General features: G+C 70.1%; 16 protein-coding genes. 10 read left to right on the forward strand and 6 right to left on the reverse strand.

Going from position 1 to position 18,338, the window contains the following annotated elements; translation table 11 throughout:
* The first annotated feature begins 15 nt into the window (after positions 1-15).
* The gene (locus tag ABD912_RS08045; RefSeq protein ID WP_345149872.1) at positions 16-909 is read left to right on the forward strand and encodes a patatin-like phospholipase family protein; all 894 of its coding nucleotides are present in this window, start codon (positions 16-18) and stop codon (positions 907-909) included.
* Positions 906-2,105: a lysophospholipid acyltransferase family protein gene (locus ABD912_RS08050; RefSeq protein ID WP_345149873.1), complete on the forward strand. Its 1,200-nt coding sequence runs from the start codon at positions 906-908 to the stop codon at positions 2,103-2,105. Before ABD912_RS08045 ends, ABD912_RS08050 begins: the two co-directional genes overlap by 4 nt.
* Positions 2,106-2,143: 38 nt before the next feature.
* Here ABD912_RS08050 and ABD912_RS08055 read toward each other — a convergent pair whose 3' ends face one another.
* Together ABD912_RS08055 and ABD912_RS08060 are read right to left on the reverse strand one after the other, a co-directional pair.
* Positions 2,144-3,556, reverse strand: coding sequence for an FAD-binding oxidoreductase (locus ABD912_RS08055; protein WP_345149874.1), 1,413 nt, complete (start codon positions 3,554-3,556; stop codon positions 2,144-2,146).
* Between the two features lie 136 nt (positions 3,557-3,692).
* Positions 3,693-4,142, reverse strand: coding sequence for a nucleoside deaminase (locus ABD912_RS08060; RefSeq protein ID WP_345149989.1), 450 nt, complete (start codon positions 4,140-4,142; stop codon positions 3,693-3,695).
* 230 nt (positions 4,143-4,372) lie between these two features.
* Here ABD912_RS08060 and upp point away from each other — a divergent pair, with 230 nt between their 5' ends.
* Positions 4,373-5,011 (forward strand): uracil phosphoribosyltransferase, encoded by a 639-nt coding sequence (gene upp, locus ABD912_RS08065; RefSeq protein ID WP_345149876.1) that lies wholly within the window; start codon positions 4,373-4,375, stop codon positions 5,009-5,011.
* Between the two features lie 68 nt (positions 5,012-5,079).
* Here upp and ABD912_RS08070 read toward each other — a convergent pair whose 3' ends face one another.
* Positions 5,080-5,580 (reverse strand): DUF3237 family protein, encoded by a 501-nt coding sequence (locus ABD912_RS08070; RefSeq protein WP_345149878.1) that lies wholly within the window; start codon positions 5,578-5,580, stop codon positions 5,080-5,082.
* Between the two features lie 109 nt (positions 5,581-5,689).
* Between ABD912_RS08070 and ABD912_RS08075 the strand changes: the two genes are divergently transcribed.
* Positions 5,690-6,586, forward strand: a complete 897-nt coding sequence (locus tag ABD912_RS08075; RefSeq protein WP_345149881.1) for a LysR family transcriptional regulator — start codon at positions 5,690-5,692, stop codon at positions 6,584-6,586.
* Between the two features lie 29 nt (positions 6,587-6,615).
* Here the strand turns inward: ABD912_RS08075 and ABD912_RS08080 are convergent, their stop codons facing one another.
* Positions 6,616-7,428 (reverse strand): alpha/beta fold hydrolase, encoded by an 813-nt coding sequence (locus tag ABD912_RS08080; RefSeq protein WP_345149882.1) that lies wholly within the window; start codon positions 7,426-7,428, stop codon positions 6,616-6,618.
* Positions 7,429-7,728: 300 nt separating this feature from the next.
* Here ABD912_RS08080 and ABD912_RS08085 point away from each other — a divergent pair, with 300 nt between their 5' ends.
* The 5 genes from ABD912_RS08085 (at position 7,729) to ABD912_RS08105 (ending at position 14,133) form a co-directional block, all read left to right on the forward strand.
* The gene (locus tag ABD912_RS08085) at positions 7,729-8,697 is read left to right on the forward strand and encodes an alpha/beta hydrolase (protein ID WP_345149883.1); all 969 of its coding nucleotides are present in this window, start codon (positions 7,729-7,731) and stop codon (positions 8,695-8,697) included.
* A 113-nt stretch (positions 8,698-8,810) separates the two neighbouring features.
* Positions 8,811-10,388: an ABC transporter substrate-binding protein gene (locus ABD912_RS08090; RefSeq protein WP_345149885.1), complete on the forward strand. Its 1,578-nt coding sequence runs from the start codon at positions 8,811-8,813 to the stop codon at positions 10,386-10,388.
* A gap of 39 nt (positions 10,389-10,427) precedes the next feature.
* Positions 10,428-11,369: an ABC transporter permease gene (locus tag ABD912_RS08095; RefSeq protein ID WP_345149887.1), complete on the forward strand. Its 942-nt coding sequence runs from the start codon at positions 10,428-10,430 to the stop codon at positions 11,367-11,369.
* Positions 11,366-13,291: a dipeptide/oligopeptide/nickel ABC transporter permease/ATP-binding protein gene (locus ABD912_RS08100; protein WP_345149889.1), complete on the forward strand. Its 1,926-nt coding sequence runs from the start codon at positions 11,366-11,368 to the stop codon at positions 13,289-13,291. The genes ABD912_RS08095 and ABD912_RS08100 overlap by 4 nt, the downstream gene beginning before the upstream one ends.
* A complete protein-coding gene (locus tag ABD912_RS08105; protein WP_345149891.1) occupies positions 13,288-14,133 on the forward strand; it encodes an ATP-binding cassette domain-containing protein in 846 nt (281 codons plus the stop codon). Before ABD912_RS08100 ends, ABD912_RS08105 begins: the two co-directional genes overlap by 4 nt.
* A gap of 102 nt (positions 14,134-14,235) precedes the next feature.
* Here ABD912_RS08105 and ABD912_RS08110 read toward each other — a convergent pair whose 3' ends face one another.
* Positions 14,236-15,783: a sensor histidine kinase gene (locus ABD912_RS08110; protein WP_345149893.1), complete on the reverse strand. Its 1,548-nt coding sequence runs from the start codon at positions 15,781-15,783 to the stop codon at positions 14,236-14,238.
* A 14-nt stretch (positions 15,784-15,797) separates the two neighbouring features.
* Positions 15,798-16,538, reverse strand: coding sequence for a response regulator transcription factor (locus tag ABD912_RS08115; protein ID WP_345149895.1), 741 nt, complete (start codon positions 16,536-16,538; stop codon positions 15,798-15,800).
* Between the two features lie 200 nt (positions 16,539-16,738).
* Between ABD912_RS08115 and ABD912_RS08120 the strand changes: the two genes are divergently transcribed.
* Complete coding sequence (locus tag ABD912_RS08120) at positions 16,739-17,878, forward strand: hypothetical protein (RefSeq protein WP_345149897.1); 1,140 nt, start codon at positions 16,739-16,741, stop codon at positions 17,876-17,878.
* Positions 17,879-18,338 lie beyond the last annotated feature (460 nt).

Below are 18,338 nucleotides of genomic sequence, written 5' to 3' on the forward strand. Positions count from 1 at the left end.
GTGCAGAATGGGAACATGGCTGGCGGGCAGGACGGGGCCGGCGGAGACGACTCCCAAAGGACGCCGCGGGGCGGCCAACGCCCGGTGGCCTTCGTTTTGGGCGGCGGCGGGATCCGCGGCGCCGTGCAGGTGGGCATGCTCGAGGCGCTCTTCGAGGCCGGGATCGCCCCGGACCTGATCGTGGGCACGTCCATCGGGGCCATCAACGGCGCCATCGCCGCCAGCGACCCCTCTCCTGCGGTGGTTGCCAAACTCGTCGGGGCCTGGACGTCGCCGGCCGCCCGGGCGGTCTACGGGACCTCGTTCGGGCAGCGGCTGCGCACGTTCGCGAGCAGCCGCACCCACGTGAATTCCCCCGAACCGCTGCGCCGCCTCCTGGCGGACGCCCTCGGGGAGAACGCGACCTTCGAGGGCCTCGCGGTGCCGCTGATGGTGGGGGCGGCCAACATCGAACGGGCGGCCGAACACTGGTTCCATTCGGGGCCGCTCATCGACGCCGTGATGGCATCGTCCTCGGTTCCCGGGCTGCTGCCGCCGACCCGGGTCGAGGGGGAGCACTACATCGACGGCGGGATCGTGAACTCGATCCCGATCGAGCAGGCCGTGACGGCGGGGGCCCGGACCATCTACGTGCTGCAGGTCGGCCGGGTGGAGCAGCCGTTGAGCGCTCCCACGGGCGCCTTCGAAACGGCGAAGGTGGCCTTCGAGGTGGCCCGCAGGCACCGCTACGCCCGGGACATGAGGCTGCTGCCCGAAGGCGTGGACGTGCACGTCCTGCCCACCGGCGGCGCCATCGAGGGGGACGAGAAGCTCGGTTCCTACCGGCGCATGGGCCCCACGCTGCAGCGCATCGAACAAGCCCATGCGGCGTCCAAGCAGTACCTCGCCTCGTTCCTCCAACGGCCGTGAAGACTCCGCCGCGGTGGGTCCGGCGCCTGCTCCTGGCCCCCGCCGTCGTCGCCCTGGCCGCCGTACTGCTGGCGACGGCGCCCTTGTGGCTGCTCGCCGCGCTGGGCCTGGCCTCGCTGGTTCCCCGGCACTTCCGCCTGCCCCGCGTCCTGTGGATGTTCATCTTCTACCTGCTCTGGGAATCCGCGGCCCTGGTGGCCGCGTTCGTCCTGTGGGTGGCTTCCGGCTTCGGCTGGCGGCTGCACACTCCGGCGTTCCAGCGAGCCCACTACGCGCTTGCCGGAGCGCTCCTGAGGGTCCTGTTCTGGCAGGCCCGGCAGGTCCTGCGGCTGCGGATCAAGATCCCGGGCGACGTCCCGCACACCGGGACCCCCGACACCCAGGCCCCGGACTCCGATCCAGCGCACAGCGGCGCCGAGGCCAGCCCCCTGGCGCCGGGCCGGCCGCTGATCGTGGCCAGCCGGCATGCCGGTCCGGGGGATTCGTTCATCCTGGTCCACCTCCTGATCAACCACTACCGGAGGCAGCCCCGGATCGTCCTGCTCGAGGCGCTGCAGTGGGACCCTGCGATCGACGTCCTGCTCCACCGCCTGCCCAACCGGTTCGTCACCCCGACCCGATGGACCATGGGTGAGCCGGGCCCGAGGCCCGCCTTGGAGGAACCCGGCCGCAGGCCCGCCCCCGGGGCACCGTTCCGAAGGCCCCTCCTGGGGGAATCGTTCCGCGGGTCCGCCGCGGCGGACCCGCCCCGCCGGACGACCGCGGAGGAGGTCGGGGCCCTGGCCCGCGGACTGGACGGAAACGGCGTCGTGCTCATCTTCCCCGAGGGCGGCAAATTCACGAAGGAGCGCAAGCTTCGCCGCATCGAACGGCTCCTGCGGGCCGGGTGGGTGGGGCACGCGCGCCGCGCGGCGGCGCTCTCCAACGTCCTGGCTCCCCAGCCGGGAGGAATGCTTGCGGCCCTGGACGCGGCCCCGGACGCGGACGTGGTGTTCATCGGCCACACCGGGTTGGAGGGCATGGCGACCCTCTCCGACGTCTGGCGCGAACTGCCCATGGACAAGCAGATCGTCATCCATGCCTGGCGCGTGCCCCACGGCGACATTCCGCACGGCGCCGAGGCACGGAACGAATGGCTCTTCAGCTGGTTCGAGCGGATCGACGGATGGATCGAGGCGAACCGGCCGGTGCAATGAGGCGGGCGTGAGGCGGGAAGCTGCCCCTGGGACGGCGGCTAGGCCTGCGGCCCGACCGGAGGGATGTTGTGGTTCAGCCGGAACACGTTCTCCGGGTCGTATTCGCGTTTCAGCGCGGAGAGCCGGGCCAGCTTCTCCGGCCCATAGACGGCGAGCGCCTGCCGCCACGGATCGCGGTCGTGCTCCGCGCCGAGGAAGTTCACGTAGGTGCCTCCGGAGGAGAACGGCTGCATCTCGTGGGCGAAGGCCTTCACGAACGCGGTGAGCCGTTCGTCGTCGGCCCGGTTCCGCCAGAACCCGTAGATGTTCAGCCAGTAGGCGGCCGAGCGGTCGGGGAAGGCGGTGGCGTCCTCCGGCACCCGGGCCATGGCCCCGCCCATGACATGGATGTCGAAGGCGGTGCCGAAGAGTTCGTGCTCGGCCAGCCGCCGGGTCAGCACGTCGACCGCCCCGGCATCGAGGCGGTCGAAGGACGTGTTCTTCCAGTACCCGCGCGATCCGTACGGAAAGTACACGTCGACCTGGGACTGCCATTCGGTCCAGGGCACGGGGCCGAGGATCCGCTCCTGCGTGGGCAGCTGCCTGAGCAGGGACTCGAACCACGCAGCGCCCGCCTCCGCGTCCGTCCCGGCCCACACGGCGCCCAGGATCAGGATCGGCTCATTGCCGAGTCCCCAGTCCGGCGGCGGGACCAGGCCGGTGAAGATCGGCGAGACCTCCTCCGGCAGGTCCGCGAACACGGTGTCCGCGGCGGCGAGGACCTTCTCCCACTCCGGCCGCCGGTAGACCAGGTTCCCGGCGTAGACCTGGCTCGGCAGCGGGTGGGCGTCGAAGGTGAAGGACGTGACGACGCCGAAGTTCCCGCCGCCGCCCTTCAGACCCCAGAGCAGTTCGGGGTTCTCCGCAGCGCTGGCGCGCACGTGCTCCCCGGAGGCCGTGACGACCTCCGCCGCCACCAGGTTGTCGATGGTCAGCCCGTGGGTGCGGGTCAGCCAGCCGAAGCCGCCGCCCAGGGTCAGCCCGCCCACGCCCGTGGGGGAGACGACGCCGGCCGGGACCACCAGGTCCTCGGCGATGGTGACGGCGTCGATCTTTCCAAGGGTCGCGCCGCCGCCGACGCGGACCCGCCGGGTTTCGGCATCGACCTGGACCGAGTCCAGGGCCTTGAGGCTGAGGACGATCCCGTCGTCCACCGTTCCGTTGCCGGCCACGTTGTGCCCGCCGCCGCGCACGGCCAGCCGCAGTCCGTGCCGCCGGGCGAATTCGATGGTGGGTGCGACGTCGTCCGCTCCGGCGGCCAGCACCATCAGGCGGGGGGTCTTCTCGATCATGCCGTTCCAGACGGGGCGGGCCTCGTCGAAGCCGGGTTCACCGCGGGCCAGGACCTGCCCGCGCAGGCGCTGGCTCAGGGACGCGACCTCGCTGCCGCCCAACGGATTGTGACCAGTCATCGGAACCACCTCGGGGAGCAGGCGTCGGGACCGTGCGGTCCGGCCATTGCCCATTGTGGGAGCCGGGTGCGGGGGAGTCAACGGCGGCCCGGCACCGAATCCGCCGGACCCCGGGAGGCGGTAAGGGCCGGCGCGGCTAGCGCTTGGCGCGGAAGAAATCCAGCAGCAGCTGCGCGCATTCCTGCTCGCGCACCCCGGAAAAGACCTCGACCCAGTGGTTGAGCCGGGGTTCGCGCAGGATGTCGAACACGGACCCGGAAGCCCCGGCCTTCTCGTCCCACGCCCCGAACACCACCCGCGGGATCCGCGACAGCACGATCGCCCCCGCGCACATCGCGCACGGCTCCAGGGTCACCACCAAGGTGCAGTCCTCCAGCCGCCAGCCGTCGTCGTGCTCCGAGCCGCGCAGGGCCGCCGCCGCTGCACGGATGGCCACCACTTCCGCATGCGCGGTGGGGTCCCCGATCGCCTCGCGCTCGTTGCGGCCCGCCGCCAGGATCTCCCCGGACGGGCCCACGATCACCGCCCCGATCGGCACGTCCTCCGTCAGCAGCGCCAGCCGGGCCTGGGCCAGGGCCAGGCCCATCCACTCCTCGTGGCCGGGCAGGGGCGCGCCGCGCCCGCGCGTGCGGCCGGGGACGCCATGCGCGGCCGGGACACCATGCGCTGCGGCGTCGTCGTGCAGTGCGGGCTGCGGCGCGGGGTCGTTCACGGGGTCCAGCCTACGGGGTCCACGCTGCGGGGCCGGGGTGTCGCTCGCCTCAAAACCCCGGCGCACCGGGAGGGCGCGGGTGTCCCGGCTGGTAGCTTTGACCCATGCGCGTTCAGGTAGTCGACCACCCGTTGGTGGCCCACAAGGTCTCCGTTCTCCGCGACAAGAACACCCCGTCGCCCGTCTTCCGCCAACTCACCGACGAACTGGTGACCCTGCTGGCCTACGAGGCCACCCGCGAGGTCAAGACCGTGGAGGTGGAGGTCCAGACGCCGGTCGCCACGACCACCGGCACCGCCTTCGCCAAGCCCACCCCGCTGGTGGTGCCGATCCTGCGCGCCGGCCTGGGAATGCTCGAGGGCATGACCCGCCTGGTCCCGACGGCGGAGGTCGGGTTCCTGGGGATGGCCCGCAATGAGGAAACTCTGGACATCATCACCTACGCCGAGCGCCTGCCGCAGGACCTCACCGGCCGCCAGGTGTTCGTGCTGGACCCGATGCTCGCCACCGGAGGCACCCTGGTGGAGGCCATCAAGTTCCTCTTCGACCGCGGCGCCGCCGACGTCACCTGCATCTGCCTGATCGCGGCCCCGGAGGGCATCGCCAAGCTCGAGGCCGCCCACGGCGGCAACGACAACGTGCACCTGGTGCTGGCCTCCCTGGACGAGAAACTCAACGAGAAGGCGTACATCGTCCCCGGCCTCGGCGACGCCGGCGATCGCCTCTACGGGGTGGCGCACTAGAGAGCCCCGCCCAGCCTCGGCGGCCCCGTCACGGTGTTGGCCGGGCGTTCGGGGCTTCCGCCGCCGCGTCAGGTGAGGACGAAGACCCGGACGAGGACAGCTTGCCTGGCCGGGGCCAAGGGGTGCAGCGTGCCGACGAGTACGCGTCGGTTCAGCCAGTCGTGCGGTCCCTCCGGCGCCACCACGTCCACAACCGACCGGGCGTAGCCGCCCTCGGCCACCACGCCGTCGACCGTGACCCTGTTGGTGACGGAGAGGACGGCGCCGTCGTCGGTCCGCAATTCATAGACGGCTTCGAGCAGGCGGATGCCGTCCGCCCGCAGAAGCTGCCGGTCAGCGCCGCCGGGCAGGACGACGCCGGTGATGGCCGGGCCCTGGAACCGGCCGCCGAGGATCGGAACGATCCGCCGGTGGCCCAAAGGCCCGAACCCGAGGTCGTACATCTCTCCGACATCCACCACGGCCTCGAAGGCCAACTCGGCGGCCGGGGCCACAAGCGGCACACCGGCGGAGAACGCCGCCACATCCAAGGGCGCATGGTTGGCGGTTAGTTCTTGTGGAGGGAGCATGCTGTTTCCTTAACTGGGTCGTGCCGCAAGCGGGCGGGTGGAGGAGGACTGTGGCCGCCTCACCGGGCGGGGCCCTGCATAGAATTGACGGGGAAGAGGAGCAAATCTAATGCAGATCGCGTGGATGCAGACGTTTGTTGCGGTGGCCGAGGAACTGCACTTCGGCCGTGCCGCGCAGCGTCTGAACGTGGCCCAGCCGGCGGTCAGCCAGCAGATACAGAACCTCGAGAAGGACTTGGGGTCGCGCCTCTTTGACCGGGACAAGCGCTCGGTCCGCCTCACGGACGCCGGCGAGGCGTTTCTTGAGCCCTGCCGCAAGGCCTTGATGGCCATCGATGACGCAGCGAGCCGCGCGCGCAACGCCGGCACGGGCGAGTTCGGCCGGCTGCGGGTGGGCCATAACTCCGGCTTCGGCGTCGACCATTTCATCCGGTTGATGCAGGTCGTCAGCAACGAGTACCCGAACATCCAACTGGAGGTCGACAGCTCCCGGACGAACGCCGAGAACCTCGGCCTGCTGCAGGAGGGGCGCCTTGACCTTGCCATGGTCGGCGGCCCGATCACCGGTGCGGGCATCGCCTGGCAGCCCTTGGAGGAGACCGCATTCGGCGTTCTGCTCCCCAAGGATCACGCGTTGGCCGGCCGGACGCAGGTCTCCATGGGGGAGCTCGCCGCGGAGACGTTCGTCCTCATGAAGCCCGCCGCCGGCCGGACACTGCGCTACTTCGTCGAGGAATTGTGCGAGGAAGCGGGGTTCGTTCCGCGAAAGGTCATGGAGGTCAAGGACGCACTGTCCCTCCTCACCCTTGTTGCGTCGGGGCTGGGCGTGGGCTTCAGCCCCTCCCCGGCACGGGGCACCACCCCCGCCACGCTGGTCGTGGTTCCGCTGACGGAGAGCCCTACGGCGCAGGTCGGCATCGCGTGGCGAGAGGCGGCGGAGACCCCGGCGTTGTCCAACGTGGTCCGGCTGGCCCGGTCGCGCTTCGCCCTCGGCACTGAGGGCTAGGACACGACCGGACCGCACCGCGCCGTGTCTCAGGCGGTCGGTGCCGGGGCCGTCATCTCCCGGAACGACTCCAGGAGCAGGTCCCGCTCCTGGTAGTAGGCGTTGTGGGCGGCGCCCTCAACAACCACCAACCGGCTGCCCTCGATGAGGCTATGCGCATTCTTCACGGCCGCGAAGATCGCCGGAGACTCCTGGTCCCCGGCAAAGAACAGCACCGGGCTGGCGATCCCACGCAGTCCGGCCTCGACCTCGGCCATGTCCTCGGGCTTGTCGGAGAAGAAACCTGGCTGGGACTCGGCAATCGCGCGGGGATGCCGGGCGGCCTCGATGGCCGCTGCGGTCGAGCGGATGCGGATGTACCGGGCGAATTCCAAGGGATTGGCGTCGATCCAGTCCTGCGTGAAGGATGCGCCGACGCCCAGCCAAATCCGTTCCTCCGGGTCCAGGGAGCTGGCCACGTCGTTGGTGGGAGCCAACAGCGGCCAGCCCATGCCGCACGCCACCAGTGCGCGGGCGCGGGTGGGGTTGCGCGAGGCCCAACGCAGCGTCGTCATGCTGCCCATCGACTGGCCAAAGACAATGGGGCGCTCTAGGCCCAGCCGGGAGATGAACTCCTCCAGTTCGTCGGCGCGGTCCACCAGTTTTCCGTCCCGCTGCGAGTTGGAGGAGAACCCGTGGTCGTAGCTGTCGTAGGCGAGCACGCGGTTTGTCGCAGACAGTTCCGCGATGAACGGCTCCCAGCACGCGGCGGTTGAACCGAGCCCGTGCACCAGCACGATGGGTTCGCCGGCTCCGGTGTCCGTGTAGTGGATGTCGTTTCCCAGCAGGTCAATCCAAGGCATGTTCCGTGCTCCTCTTTGGTTGATTGATTGGTTTCAGCCGCAGCAATAGCAGGCCGCGGTCCGGCGGCGGCTGTGGGCCGAAAACCCTTCCCCTGAACTGTCGCAACCCGCAGTGATTCCCGTCCAACATTAGAAAATGATGATTTTTATGCTTTTTCCTTATTGATCACAGCGCGAGTCATCCGGCCTCAAATCGCATTTGCTTATTACTGCGGTCAATAATTGCTGTTGGACAACGATCAGCCGCATCCACCAGTGTCTAGGGGAGCAGTATGACCCAGCCCACACCGAGGAGTGACGTTGTCCAACACATCGCTGAGCGAGCCTGGACCCCTGACCGAGGGCGTCGCCGCGTTCCCCTGTCCGCTTCCCGCGGACGCCCGGGAGTCGGCCGTCTTCTACGAGAACATCCCCTACGCCGCCGAGGAGGGCTACCGTCCGCAGTTCCTGGACCTGCGGGTGCCGGCGGGCACCGGCCCCGCGTCGCCCGCTCCGCTGATCGTCTGGGTCCACGGCGGCGGATGGGTCTACGGTTCCCGGCGCCGGCAGGCACCTAACCTGCACGCCCACCGCGTGGTGGAGCAAGCCTTGGACGCCGGCTACGCCGTCGCACTGATCGACTACCGGCTGGCCAAGGAGGCCGCGTTCCCGGCCCAGGTCCTGGACATCCGCGCCGCCATTCGGTGGCTGCGCGCCAACGCGTCCGACTATGCGCTGGACCCGGCCCGCATGGCCCTGCTGGGCGAGTCCGCCGGCGCCCACTTGGTGCTGATGCACGGTCTGTGCGGCAGCATCGACGGCGACCGGAACGGGCGGGTTGGCGAACATTTCGACCAGTCCGAGGACGTCCAGGCCATCGTCGAGTGGTACGGGCCGGCGACCCTCGCGGTTCCCGTGGCTCCGGCCGGACCCGCGGCCGTCTCGGAAGAGAACGGCACGTACACCACCAGCCCCGTCGAGATCCTCCTAGCCAGCAGCAGTTGGAGCGCCGAGGAACTCTCGCCGCTCACCCACGTGCGCGCCGACGCGCCGCCCCTGTTCATCGCCCACGGGCGGCAAGACCGCCAGGTCGACGTCGAGCAAAGCCGCGCCCTGTACCGGGCGATGCTCGACGCCGGGGCCGAGGTCGAATACTTCGAAACCGACGGCGACCACGTGTTCACCGGCGCGGACACGCTCCCGGAAGTGATGTCCCGTTCCCTCGATTTCATCGGGCGCCACCTCGCCCGGCATGGATCCCCGCAACCCGTCTCCTCCCACACGGAGTAGGGGACCCCCGGCCGCGACCCGGCCGCAGTTCCCATCCGGCCTCAGCCCCGCCCGGCGCCTGCCGGACCCTTTCCTTCACCCTGTTCCCGTTCACGACCTCGAGGAAGAGCCCCATGAACAACACCCGCACCCGCACCGTCACCCGCCGCGCGCTGCTCGGCGCCGCCGCCCTGTCCATCTCCGCGCTCGCCCTGACCGCCTGCGCCGGCGGAGGCGGTGCCGCCGCCGGCGCAGGTTCGGCCGACAAGGTGCTGAACATCTCCAACACCTTCGCGCCCGTGAGCATGGACCCGGCGTTCAGCGGCAACGGCCGCGCCGGCAGCATGCTGCAGCCCGCCTACGAGCCCCTGGTGCGCACCACGGCCGACGGCGAACTGGAGCCCGCCCTGGCCGAGTCGTGGAAGATGAGCGCCGACAACAAGTCCGTGACCTTCACCCTGCGCCAGGACGCGGCGTTCAGCGACGGCGAGCCGGTGAACGCGGAGGCCGCCAAGAAATCCATCGAGTACTGGGCCAACGCCGGCGGCCCCTTCTCCGTGAACCTGGCCAATCTCGACGAAGTGGTCGTCGACGGCGAATACGAGTTCACCGTCAAGCTCACCCAGCCCAACCCGGACGTCGCCAGCGTGTTCAACACCTACTGGCTGGCCGGTGACCTGATCAGCCCCAAGGCCCTGGAGGACCCGAAGCAGCTGACGACCAAGACCTTCGGCGCCGGACCGTACGTGCTGGACGAGGCCGCCACGATCTCCGGAAAGACCTACACCTACGTTCCGAACGAGCACTACTACGACCAGCAGGACATCTCCTGGGACAAGGTCGTCATCTCCGTCTACGAGGACCAGAACTCCGCGATCCAGGCCTTCAAGACCGGCCAGCTCGACCTCATGGTCTCCGACCCCGTCACCGGCAACGCCAACAAGGACCAGCTGGGCGAAGGCCAGCGGATCGTCTCCGACCCGGTCCAGTGGAGCGGGCTGATCCTGCTGGACCGCGACGGCGAGACCAACGAGCCGCTGGGCAACCTCAAGGTCCGGCAGGCCATCAACCACGCGCTGGACCGCGAGCTGATCACGACGGCGCTCTTCGGCGACTTCGGCACGCCGACCTCGCAGCTGCAGGTCGAGGGCTTCGCCGGCTACGACGCGGCCAACGACGGAAAGTACGCCTACGACCCGGAGAAGGCCAAGTCGCTGCTCGCCGAGGCCGGCTACCCGGACGGGCTGACCATCGACGTCGGCTACGTGAACAACACGCTGAACGCCACCCAGGCGCAGGCCATGGCCGGCCAGCTGGAGAAGGTGGGCATCACGCTCAAGTTCACCGAATGGCAGAACCTCGGGGAACTGCAGACCGCCACCAACCAGAACGAGGTCGGCGCCATCATCGCCCAGTCCAACTCGGGCGCACCGTTCATGGCGAAGTTCCAGACGCTGGATCCGGAAGGGTCCTACAACACGTTCCACTCCGAGAACCCCGAGCTGACGCGGCTGATCGAGACCGCCGCGGCGAAGCCCGCCGGGCAGGCCGAGGAGGACTGGAAGGCCGTCCATGCCAAGGTCACGGACCTGGCCTGGTTCGGCATCACCTCGGCGCTGAACGTCACCTACTTCGTCGGCAACGGCGTCCAGGTCCCCGAGCCCGGACAGTCCCTGATCATCGACATGGCCGAGATCAAGCCCGCCTCCTGACGCCCCCAGCCGTCCCGACGACGAGAAAGGTACCCGGAGATGTTGAGATTGGTCGCCAACCGGCTCCTGCTGTCCATCCCCCTGCTGTTCGTGGTCACGTTCCTGACGTTCTTCCTGAACGCCCTGGCACCGGGCGATCTCGCCCAGACCATCCTCCAAGGCGAGGGAACCCCGGAACAGGTCGCCGCCCTGCGCGCCGAGCTGGGCCTGGACCAGCCGCTGCTGGTGCAGTACCTCGGCTGGGTCGGCCAGGCGCTCCAGGGCGACCTGGGGTCCTCGGCTATCACCGGGGAACCGGTCACCTACCTGCTCACCACCCGGATGGGGGTGACGCTGTCCATCATGGTCGGCGTGCTGGTCGTCTGCCTGGTGGCCGGGGTCAGCCTGGGCGTCCTCAGTGCGCTGCGCGGCGGCTTCGTGGGCCGTGCGATCGACGTGCTGTCCGTGGGTGGACTCATGTTCCCGTCGTTCTGGGTGGCGCTGGTGTTCATTTCCTTCTTCGCGGTGACCCTGCGCTGGTTCCCGGCCACCGGGTACACCCCCTTCGGCCAGAACCCGGGGCTGTGGCTCGCGGGCCTGGTGCTTCCGGTGGTCGCCGTCGCACTGCACTCGATCACGAGCGTCGCCAAGCAGACCCGCGACTCCATGTCCGACGTGATGGGCAGGGACTTTATCCGCGCCCTGCGCGCGTCCGGGATCCCGGCGCGGAACATCGTGTTCAAGCATGCGTTGCGCAACGCCTCGCTGCCCATCGTCACCGTGCTCGGCCTGATCATGGTGGCCGCGATCAGCGGCACCGTCTTCGTGGAGAAGGTCTTCGTCCTGCCGGGCCTCGGCTCGCTGGCCGTCCAGGCGACCCACCAGTTCGACATCTACCTGCTGCAGGGCGTGACCCTCTTCTTCACCATCCTGACCATCGCCATCAACCTGGCCGTAGACCTCAGCTACGGCTGGCTGAACCCGAAGGTGCGTGTCGCATGAACGAATCCGCTCCCCTTGGCGCCGACTTCGTTGCCAAGGGCCCTGCAGCCCAGGACAAGCCGGCGCGCTTCCTGACCCGGCTGCTGCGCAAGCCGCTGGCCATCGCCGCGCTGGCGTGGCTGGCCGTCGTCGTCGCGGTGGCCGTCCTCGCCCCGTGGATCGCCCCCTTCGATCCGCTGGAGCAGAACCTGCTGGCCATCAAGCAGGGCCCGGGGGACGGGTTCGTCCTGGGGACCGACGCGTTCGGACGCGACGTCCTGTCCCGCCTGATGCACGGCACGGGGCCGACGATCCTGGGGATCGTCCAAGCGGTCGTCGTCGCCTGCGTGTTGGGCTTCGTGCTGGGCCTGACGGCCGGCTACTTCGGCGGCTGGATCGACAAGGCCGTCGGCCAGGTCGTCGACCTGCTGATGGCCCTGCCGGGACTCGTCATCCTCCTGTCGGTGCTGGCGGTGTTCAACCGCGACATGACGATCGCCATGGTCACCCTGGGCATCATGGGCTGTGCCGGCATCGCCCGGATCATCCGCTCCGCGGCCATCAACGTCCGCGAAGAGCTCTACATCGACGCGGCGAAGATCTCCGGACTGGGTGACGCCGCGATCATCGGGCGGCACATCGTGCCGCGCATCGTGGGCCCGATGATCGTGCAGCTGTCCCTGTTCGCCGCGGCCGCGGTGCTGACCCAGACGGGCATCAGCTTCCTCGGCCTCGGCGTGCAGCCGCCGGCCCCCACCTGGGGCGGCATGGTCTTCGAGGCCTCGCAGACGCTCAGCGACCACCCGTGGCTGCTGGCGCCCTCGGGTGGCGCGATCGCGCTGACCGTGCTGGCCTTCGGCCTGCTCGGCGACGCGGCACGCGATGCCGCGGCGGAGGGCTGGACCCGCTCCGCGCCGAACAAGCGCAGGCGCGCCAACGCCGCGGCTGCGGGCGCCACATCCCGCGGCGGCGGCCCGGCGGGTACGACGGCGGGTGCCACGGGGCGGCGCTCAGCCGCGGTGCCAGCGTCCGCCCCGTCCGCGTTCCTCGCGGTGCGCGGGCTGACGATCGTCGCCGAGGGGGCCGACGGCGAGCGGATCCTGGTCGACAACATGAACCTCGACCTGGACCGCGGGGAGACCCTGGGAGTGGTGGGGGAGTCCGGATCCGGCAAGACGCTGACCTCGCTGGCGCTGATCGGGCTGCTCCCGGCCGGCACCCGGGTGGTCTCCGGAACGATGCTTCTGGACGGGACGAGCTACGACCTGACCCGCGACGACTCGCTGCGCCCGCTGCGCGGAGCCACGATCGGGATGATCTTCCAGGAACCGATGGCCGCACTGGATCCGTGCTTCTCGATCGAGCACCACCTGGTCGAGGTCATCAGGCTGCACCAGAAGATGGGCAGGACGGAAGCCAAGCGCAAGGCGGTGGAGCTGCTGGAGATGGTCCGCATCCCCAACGCCGCCGACGTCGTGCGGCGCTACCCGCACCAGGTCTCCGGCGGCATGGCGCAGCGTGTGGGCATCGCCCGGACGCTGGCGGCCAACCCGCGGGTGCTGCTGGCGGACGAGCCGACAACGGCGCTGGACGTGACGGTGCAGGCGGAGATTCTCGACCTGATCCGGGACCTCTCCGCCACGCAGAACATGGCCGTTGTTCTGGTCACCCACGACTGGGGCGTCGTCGCGGACATCTGCGACCGGGCGCTGGTCCTCTACCACGGGGAGACGCTCGAAGCGGCGCCGGTCAGCGACATTTTCGCCGCCCCTCGGCATCCGTACACCCGGGCGCTGCTGCGGGCCAACCCGCACAACGCCGTGGTGGGACAGCCGCTGCCCACCGTCCAGGACTCGCTCCAGCAGCTGCTGGACGAGACCGCAGCCGAGACGCACGCCGGCGTCCGCGCCGTCGACGCCCAAGATAAGGAGCCGGTGCGATGAGTGAGCACCCGATGCTGGAGATCGCCGACCTGAGCGTCATCTACAGGCAGTCCGCCCGCCGGCAGTTCCAGGCGCTGAAGGGCGTGAGCCTGACGATCAACCCGGGCGAGACCGTGGGGCTGGTGGGCGAGTCCGGGTCCGGGAAGTCGACGATCGGCCGGGCGGTGCTGGGACAGACCCCCGTGGCCTCCGGGACCATCCGGTTCGACGGCGAGGACATCACCCATGCCGGACGCCGGCGGCGCCAGCAACTCGGGCGCGAGTTGCAGGTCGTCTTTCAGGACCCCTACTCCTCGCTGAACCCCGCACGCAGCATCGGACAGACGCTGGCGGAGCCGCTGGCCACCGACCGGTCGCTGTCCCGCGAGGACATCCGCGGCAGGATCGCGGACATCCTCCGGCAGGTTGGGATGCCCGAGGACACCGCCGAACGGTATCCGGGCCAGTTCTCCGGCGGGCAGCGGCAGCGCATCGCCATCGCCCGGGCGGTCATCGGCCGGCCGCGGCTGGTGGTCTGCGACGAGCCCGTCTCCGCGCTGGACCTGTCCGTGCAGGCCCAGGTGCTGAACCTGCTCAACGAACTGCAGGAAACGATGGGGCTGAGCATGCTGTTCATCTCACACGACCTCACGGTGGTCAAGCACGTCTCCCACCGCACCGTGGTGCTCTACCGCGGGGAGATCGTGGAGGAGGGCAACGCCGTGGAGGTCAACGACGTTCCCCGGCACCCCTACACGCAGCGGCTGGTCGAGGCGTCGCCGGTGCCGGATCCGGCCGTCCAGCGCGAGCGGCGCGAGGCCCGCCGCAACCGCCGCTTGGCCGAGGTGGGTGCCGGCGTCTGAGGGGCGCTCCGTGGGCCTCTGCGGAGGCGGGCGCCTCCGCAGGGGCCGCGCCCGTTATCGGTGTCGCAGTCAGGGGACTCCCCGCACCGGGGGCGGCCTTCCTCAGGCCCGCGGGCTCGCTTCGACGGCCGGCTTCGGCAGCTTTTCCGGCTTCGGCGGGGCGGCTGGCCGCGGCGGCGCCGGGCTGGCCAGGGGGAGATGGACCTCGAACACGGTGCGGCCGGGCCGGCTGGCGACGTCGATCGAGCCGCTGTGGGACTCCACGATCGCCTGGACGATTGGCAGCCCCAGCCCGGTGGTCCCGTCGGAACCCGAACGCGCCTTGTCCGCCCGGGCAAAGCGTTCGAAGACGTGGGGCAGGAATTCCGGATCGATGCCCTCGCCGTTGTCGGTTACGGTCAGGAGGGCTTCCCGTCCATCGGCGGAGCGGCGCAGCGCCGCCTCCACGGTTGTCCCGTCCCGTGTGTGCTTGCGGGCGTTGGCGAGCAGGTTGTTCAGCACCCGGGCCAACTGGGGGCCGTCGCCGAGCACGGGCACGGAGGCGTTGGGCAGGTCCAGCCGCCACACGTGCCCGGGTGCGGAGACGCTCAGGTCCCGCACGGCGTCGGCGACCAGCGGAACCAGGTCCACCTCCCGGAACGGAGTCTTCTTCCCCTCGTCCAGCCGGGCCAGCAGCAGCAGGTTCTCCACCAGCGATCCCATCCGCCGGCTCTGCTCCACCACCCGATCCAGCGAACGCCTGCCGTCGTCGCTGAGGTGCTCGGTGGCCGCCACCAGCTCCGAGTAGCCCCGGACCGCGGCCAGCGGCGTGCGCAGCTCGTGCGAGGCGTCGCCGACGAACCGGCGCATCTGGGCCTCCGAGCGCTGGCGCACCTCCAGCGCGGACTCCACGTTCTCCAGCAGCGCATTCAGCGCATGCCCCACGTTGCCGACCTCCGTTCCGGGGCGGGAGTCCGCGGGGGCCACGCGTTGGGCCAGCCGCACCTCGCCGGCGTCCAACGGCAGCGCGGCCACCGCCCCCGCCACCGCGGACACCCGCTCCAGCGGGCGCAGCGAGCGCCGGATGATCAGCGAACCGATCAGCCCCGTCGCGGCCAGCCCGGCCGCCGAAACCAGCAGCATGGTCCAGGACAGGGACTCCACGGTGCTCTGGGCCGAGGCCAGGGGCAGGCCGGTGATCACGCTTCTGTCGGGGCCGCTCCGCACGGCGACCAGGCGGTACGGGCCGATCGAAAGCTGCACCTCCACCGGCGCGGCCCCCGGCACCACGGCGGCCAGCTGGGCCGCGTCCTCCGGCGAGATGTCGCGGCGCTCGCCGGTCTGCGGGTCCAGCACGCCGCCAACCATCAGCATGCCGTCCTTCAGCCGCGCGTTGACGGTGCCGGAAGCCATGCCGGACGCGTCGAGGGGGTCGAAATCGCGGCCTTGCTCGCTGTTGCGCCGCTCGAAGGAGACGGCGCGGTCGGAGGCGTAGGAGAGTTGCTGGTCCACCTGCGCGTAGAGGACGCGCTCCATGGCGGTGTGCGTGATCAGGCCGATCACCATGCAGATCAGCGCCAGCAGCGCCACCAGGGCGGCCACCAGGCGCCAGCTGAGGGACATGGAGCGGCGCGCGACGGCGGCGTCCGGCCGGGTGCCGGGTGCGGTCACTGGCCCTGCTTCGGTCATGGGGCCGGCTTCAGGACGTACCCGGCTCCGCGCACGGTGTGGATCAGCGGCGCCCTGCCGGCCTCGAGCTTCTTGCGCAGGTAGGAGACGTAGAGTTCGACGATGTTCGCCTGGCCGCCGAAGTCGTAGTTCCAGACGTTGTCGAGGATCTGGGACTTGGAGACGACGCGGCGGGCGTTTTCCATGAGGTAGCGCAGCAACTCGAACTCGGTGGCGGTCAGCTGGATCTCGTCCCCCGCCCGGAAGACCTCGCGGGTGTCGGTGTTCAGGACCAGGTCCCCGACCACGATTTCCGCGGCGTCGGCGCAGGCCGCCCCGGAGCGCTCGACCAGCCGGTGCAGGCGCAGCAGCACCTCCTCCAGGCTGAACGGCTTGGTGACGTAGTCGTCGCCCCCGATGGACAGCCCCTCGATCCGATCCTCCACCGCATCCTTGGCGGTCAGGAACAGGGCCGGCACGTCGGGCTGGAAGACGCGCACCTTGCGCAGCACCTCGGTGCCCTCGAAGCCGGGCAGCATCCAGTCCAGCACCAGGACGTCGGGGGAGAAGGAGCGGGCCTCCTGGACGGCGGAGGGGCCGTCGTGGGCGACGCGTACCTCCCAGCCGAGCATCCGCACGCCCATGCTCACCAGCTCGGCCAGCGAGGGCTCGTCGTCGACCACCAAGGCGCGCAGGGGCGTGCCGTCGGGGTGCTCAAGGCGGGGAAGCTGGCTGGGGGCGAAGCGCGAGTTCGTCATGGATCCACTCTTTCAACACTCTTTATGCCGATTCTGGGTTCGGGCTGTGACCCGGCTGTGAGACGTCCACTTCCAGCGTACCGAGCGGCTCACAGCGGTGCCCTTTTGCCGCCACAGCCCCGCCACAGCATGGACTTGGACAGTGGGTTCCCGAGGCGGGGCCGGCACGGCCCACCGCCGCACCGTGAAAGGGGATCCTGATGAGCAACGAGAACCGCGACTGGCTGGCAAACCTGCCGCCCTATCCCGAGCGCACTCCGCAGCGCGGGCCGGAGCACCAGCCGGACCCCACGCAGTCGGGCACCTCGCAGTCCGGCGTTCCCGCGTCCGGCGCCCCGGCGCCCGGGCAGGCGACGGAGGCACTTCCTGCGCAGCCCGAATTTGCGCAGTCCCCATTTGCCCAGTCCCAATTTGCACAGCCCGCTCCCACGGCTGCCATTCCCGCCTCCCAGCTTCCCGCCTCGCAGCCGGCCGCGTCGCTGCCGCAACCCTCCGTCGCGGCGCCGGCCTGGACCGGCGGCGATCCGGTACACCCCGCCAACACCTGGGGTGCGGCCGCGGTCAATGAACCCGTCCGGAAGCGGTCCGTCCGCAAGGCCGCCACCATCGTCGGCGTCGCCGCCGCGGTCCTCGTCGGGGGCAGCGTTGCCGCCTACGCTGCGGCAAACACGCCCGCGGAGGCCGCCGCCACCAGCCAGGACGCCGGCACGGGACAGGATTCCGGCACCGATGCCGGCACGGACAGCGGCGAGGGCTTCGGGCCGGGCACGCAGGACGGCACCGGCACCGACGGAGGCGAGGACCTCGGCGGGCCGGGGCAGGGCGGCCTGACGGGACAGGGAGGCCCCCGGGACGGCGGCGTGATGCCCGGCGGTTCCGGAATGCTGGGCGGCGCCTCGCTCCACGGCGAGTACGTCGTTGCGGACGACGACGGCAACTACGTCACCATGGCCACCCAGACCGGGGAGGTCACCGCGGTCTCCGACGATTCGATCACCCTCGCCAGCGAGGACGGATTCTCCCGCACCTACGCCCTGAGCGGGGACACCGCCGTCCGCAGCCTGTCCCGGGGATCCACGGCCTCGGCGGAGGTGGAGGCCGGCTCCACCGCCACCGTTGTCGCCACCAAGTCCGGCAACGCCTACGAGGCCACCACCCTGCTGGTCTCGGGGACGGCGTCGAACGGTTCCTCCGGTTCCTCCTCGGGCTCCGGTTCTTCCTCCAACTCTTCCAGCGATTCGTCAGCCACCACGTCCCAGGACGGGGTCGCCGGGGCGGACAGCGCGGGTGCGGACGGTTCGGCGGCGTCCTCGGCCATCGGCACCGCCACCTACGCCTGACCCGCACGTCCTCCCCGGAGGTCCCGGCCGCCCGGACCCCTTCGACGCCCGACTGTCCGCCCAGCCGCCCGACAGCCTGTCCGCCCAACCGCCCGGCCGCCCCAGGCCCGCCGCCCGGGCATTCCACGCATTCCGCGCACCGCACCGTGCAATTTGCCGGCCCGGTGTGCGGAATCCGTCGTTTCCGGCACCACCCACCGGCCGAAACACGGGTCTTGCGTGCCGGGCTGACCCCGCGTTGGCTGCATCACGGGAGGGGCCATTTTGGTCAAAACGGATAGTGGATGACGTTTTTACTGAACAGTACGTCAGGTGCAAAGGGCCTATTTCGGAGAACTGCCCAGTGTGAATCCAGTCACAATCAAGCATTTTCGTCTCACTATGCGAGACGCGCGAATCTTTATTACTTGCGGTATTCATTTGTTACGGGAACACTGGACATCGTGAACATCGACGCAAC

The sequence above is a fragment of the Arthrobacter ginkgonis genome (genome assembly GCF_039540195.1).
Taxonomy (GTDB): Bacteria; Actinomycetota; Actinomycetes; order Actinomycetales; family Micrococcaceae; genus Zafaria; species Zafaria ginkgonis.

Bases quoted from the DNA above. Each gene is read 5' to 3' on its own strand.
- upp (WP_345149876.1), top strand. From the start codon at position 4,373: ATGCGCGTTCAGGTAGTCGACCACCCGTTGGTGGCCCACAAGGTCTCC.
- ABD912_RS08095 (WP_345149887.1), top strand. From the start codon at position 10,428: ATGTTGAGATTGGTCGCCAACCGGCTCCTGCTGTCCATCCCCCTGCTG.
- ABD912_RS08060 (WP_345149989.1), bottom strand. From the start codon at position 4,142: ATGGGCCTGGCCCTGGCCCAGGCCCGGCTGGCGCTGCTGACGGAGGAC.
- ABD912_RS08055 (WP_345149874.1), bottom strand. From the start codon at position 3,556: ATGACTGGTCACAATCCGTTGGGCGGCAGCGAGGTCGCGTCCCTGAGC.
- ABD912_RS08080 (WP_345149882.1), bottom strand. From the start codon at position 7,428: ATGCCTTGGATTGACCTGCTGGGAAACGACATCCACTACACGGACACC.
- ABD912_RS08100 (WP_345149889.1), top strand. From the start codon at position 11,366: ATGAACGAATCCGCTCCCCTTGGCGCCGACTTCGTTGCCAAGGGCCCT.
- ABD912_RS08045 (WP_345149872.1), top strand. From the start codon at position 16: ATGGCTGGCGGGCAGGACGGGGCCGGCGGAGACGACTCCCAAAGGACG.
- ABD912_RS08105 (WP_345149891.1), top strand. From the start codon at position 13,288: ATGAGTGAGCACCCGATGCTGGAGATCGCCGACCTGAGCGTCATCTAC.
- ABD912_RS08075 (WP_345149881.1), top strand. From the start codon at position 5,690: ATGCAGATCGCGTGGATGCAGACGTTTGTTGCGGTGGCCGAGGAACTG.
- ABD912_RS08115 (WP_345149895.1), bottom strand. From the start codon at position 16,538: ATGACGAACTCGCGCTTCGCCCCCAGCCAGCTTCCCCGCCTTGAGCAC.
- ABD912_RS08120 (WP_345149897.1), top strand. From the start codon at position 16,739: ATGAGCAACGAGAACCGCGACTGGCTGGCAAACCTGCCGCCCTATCCC.
- ABD912_RS08090 (WP_345149885.1), top strand. From the start codon at position 8,811: ATGAACAACACCCGCACCCGCACCGTCACCCGCCGCGCGCTGCTCGGC.
- ABD912_RS08070 (WP_345149878.1), bottom strand. From the start codon at position 5,580: ATGCTCCCTCCACAAGAACTAACCGCCAACCATGCGCCCTTGGATGTG.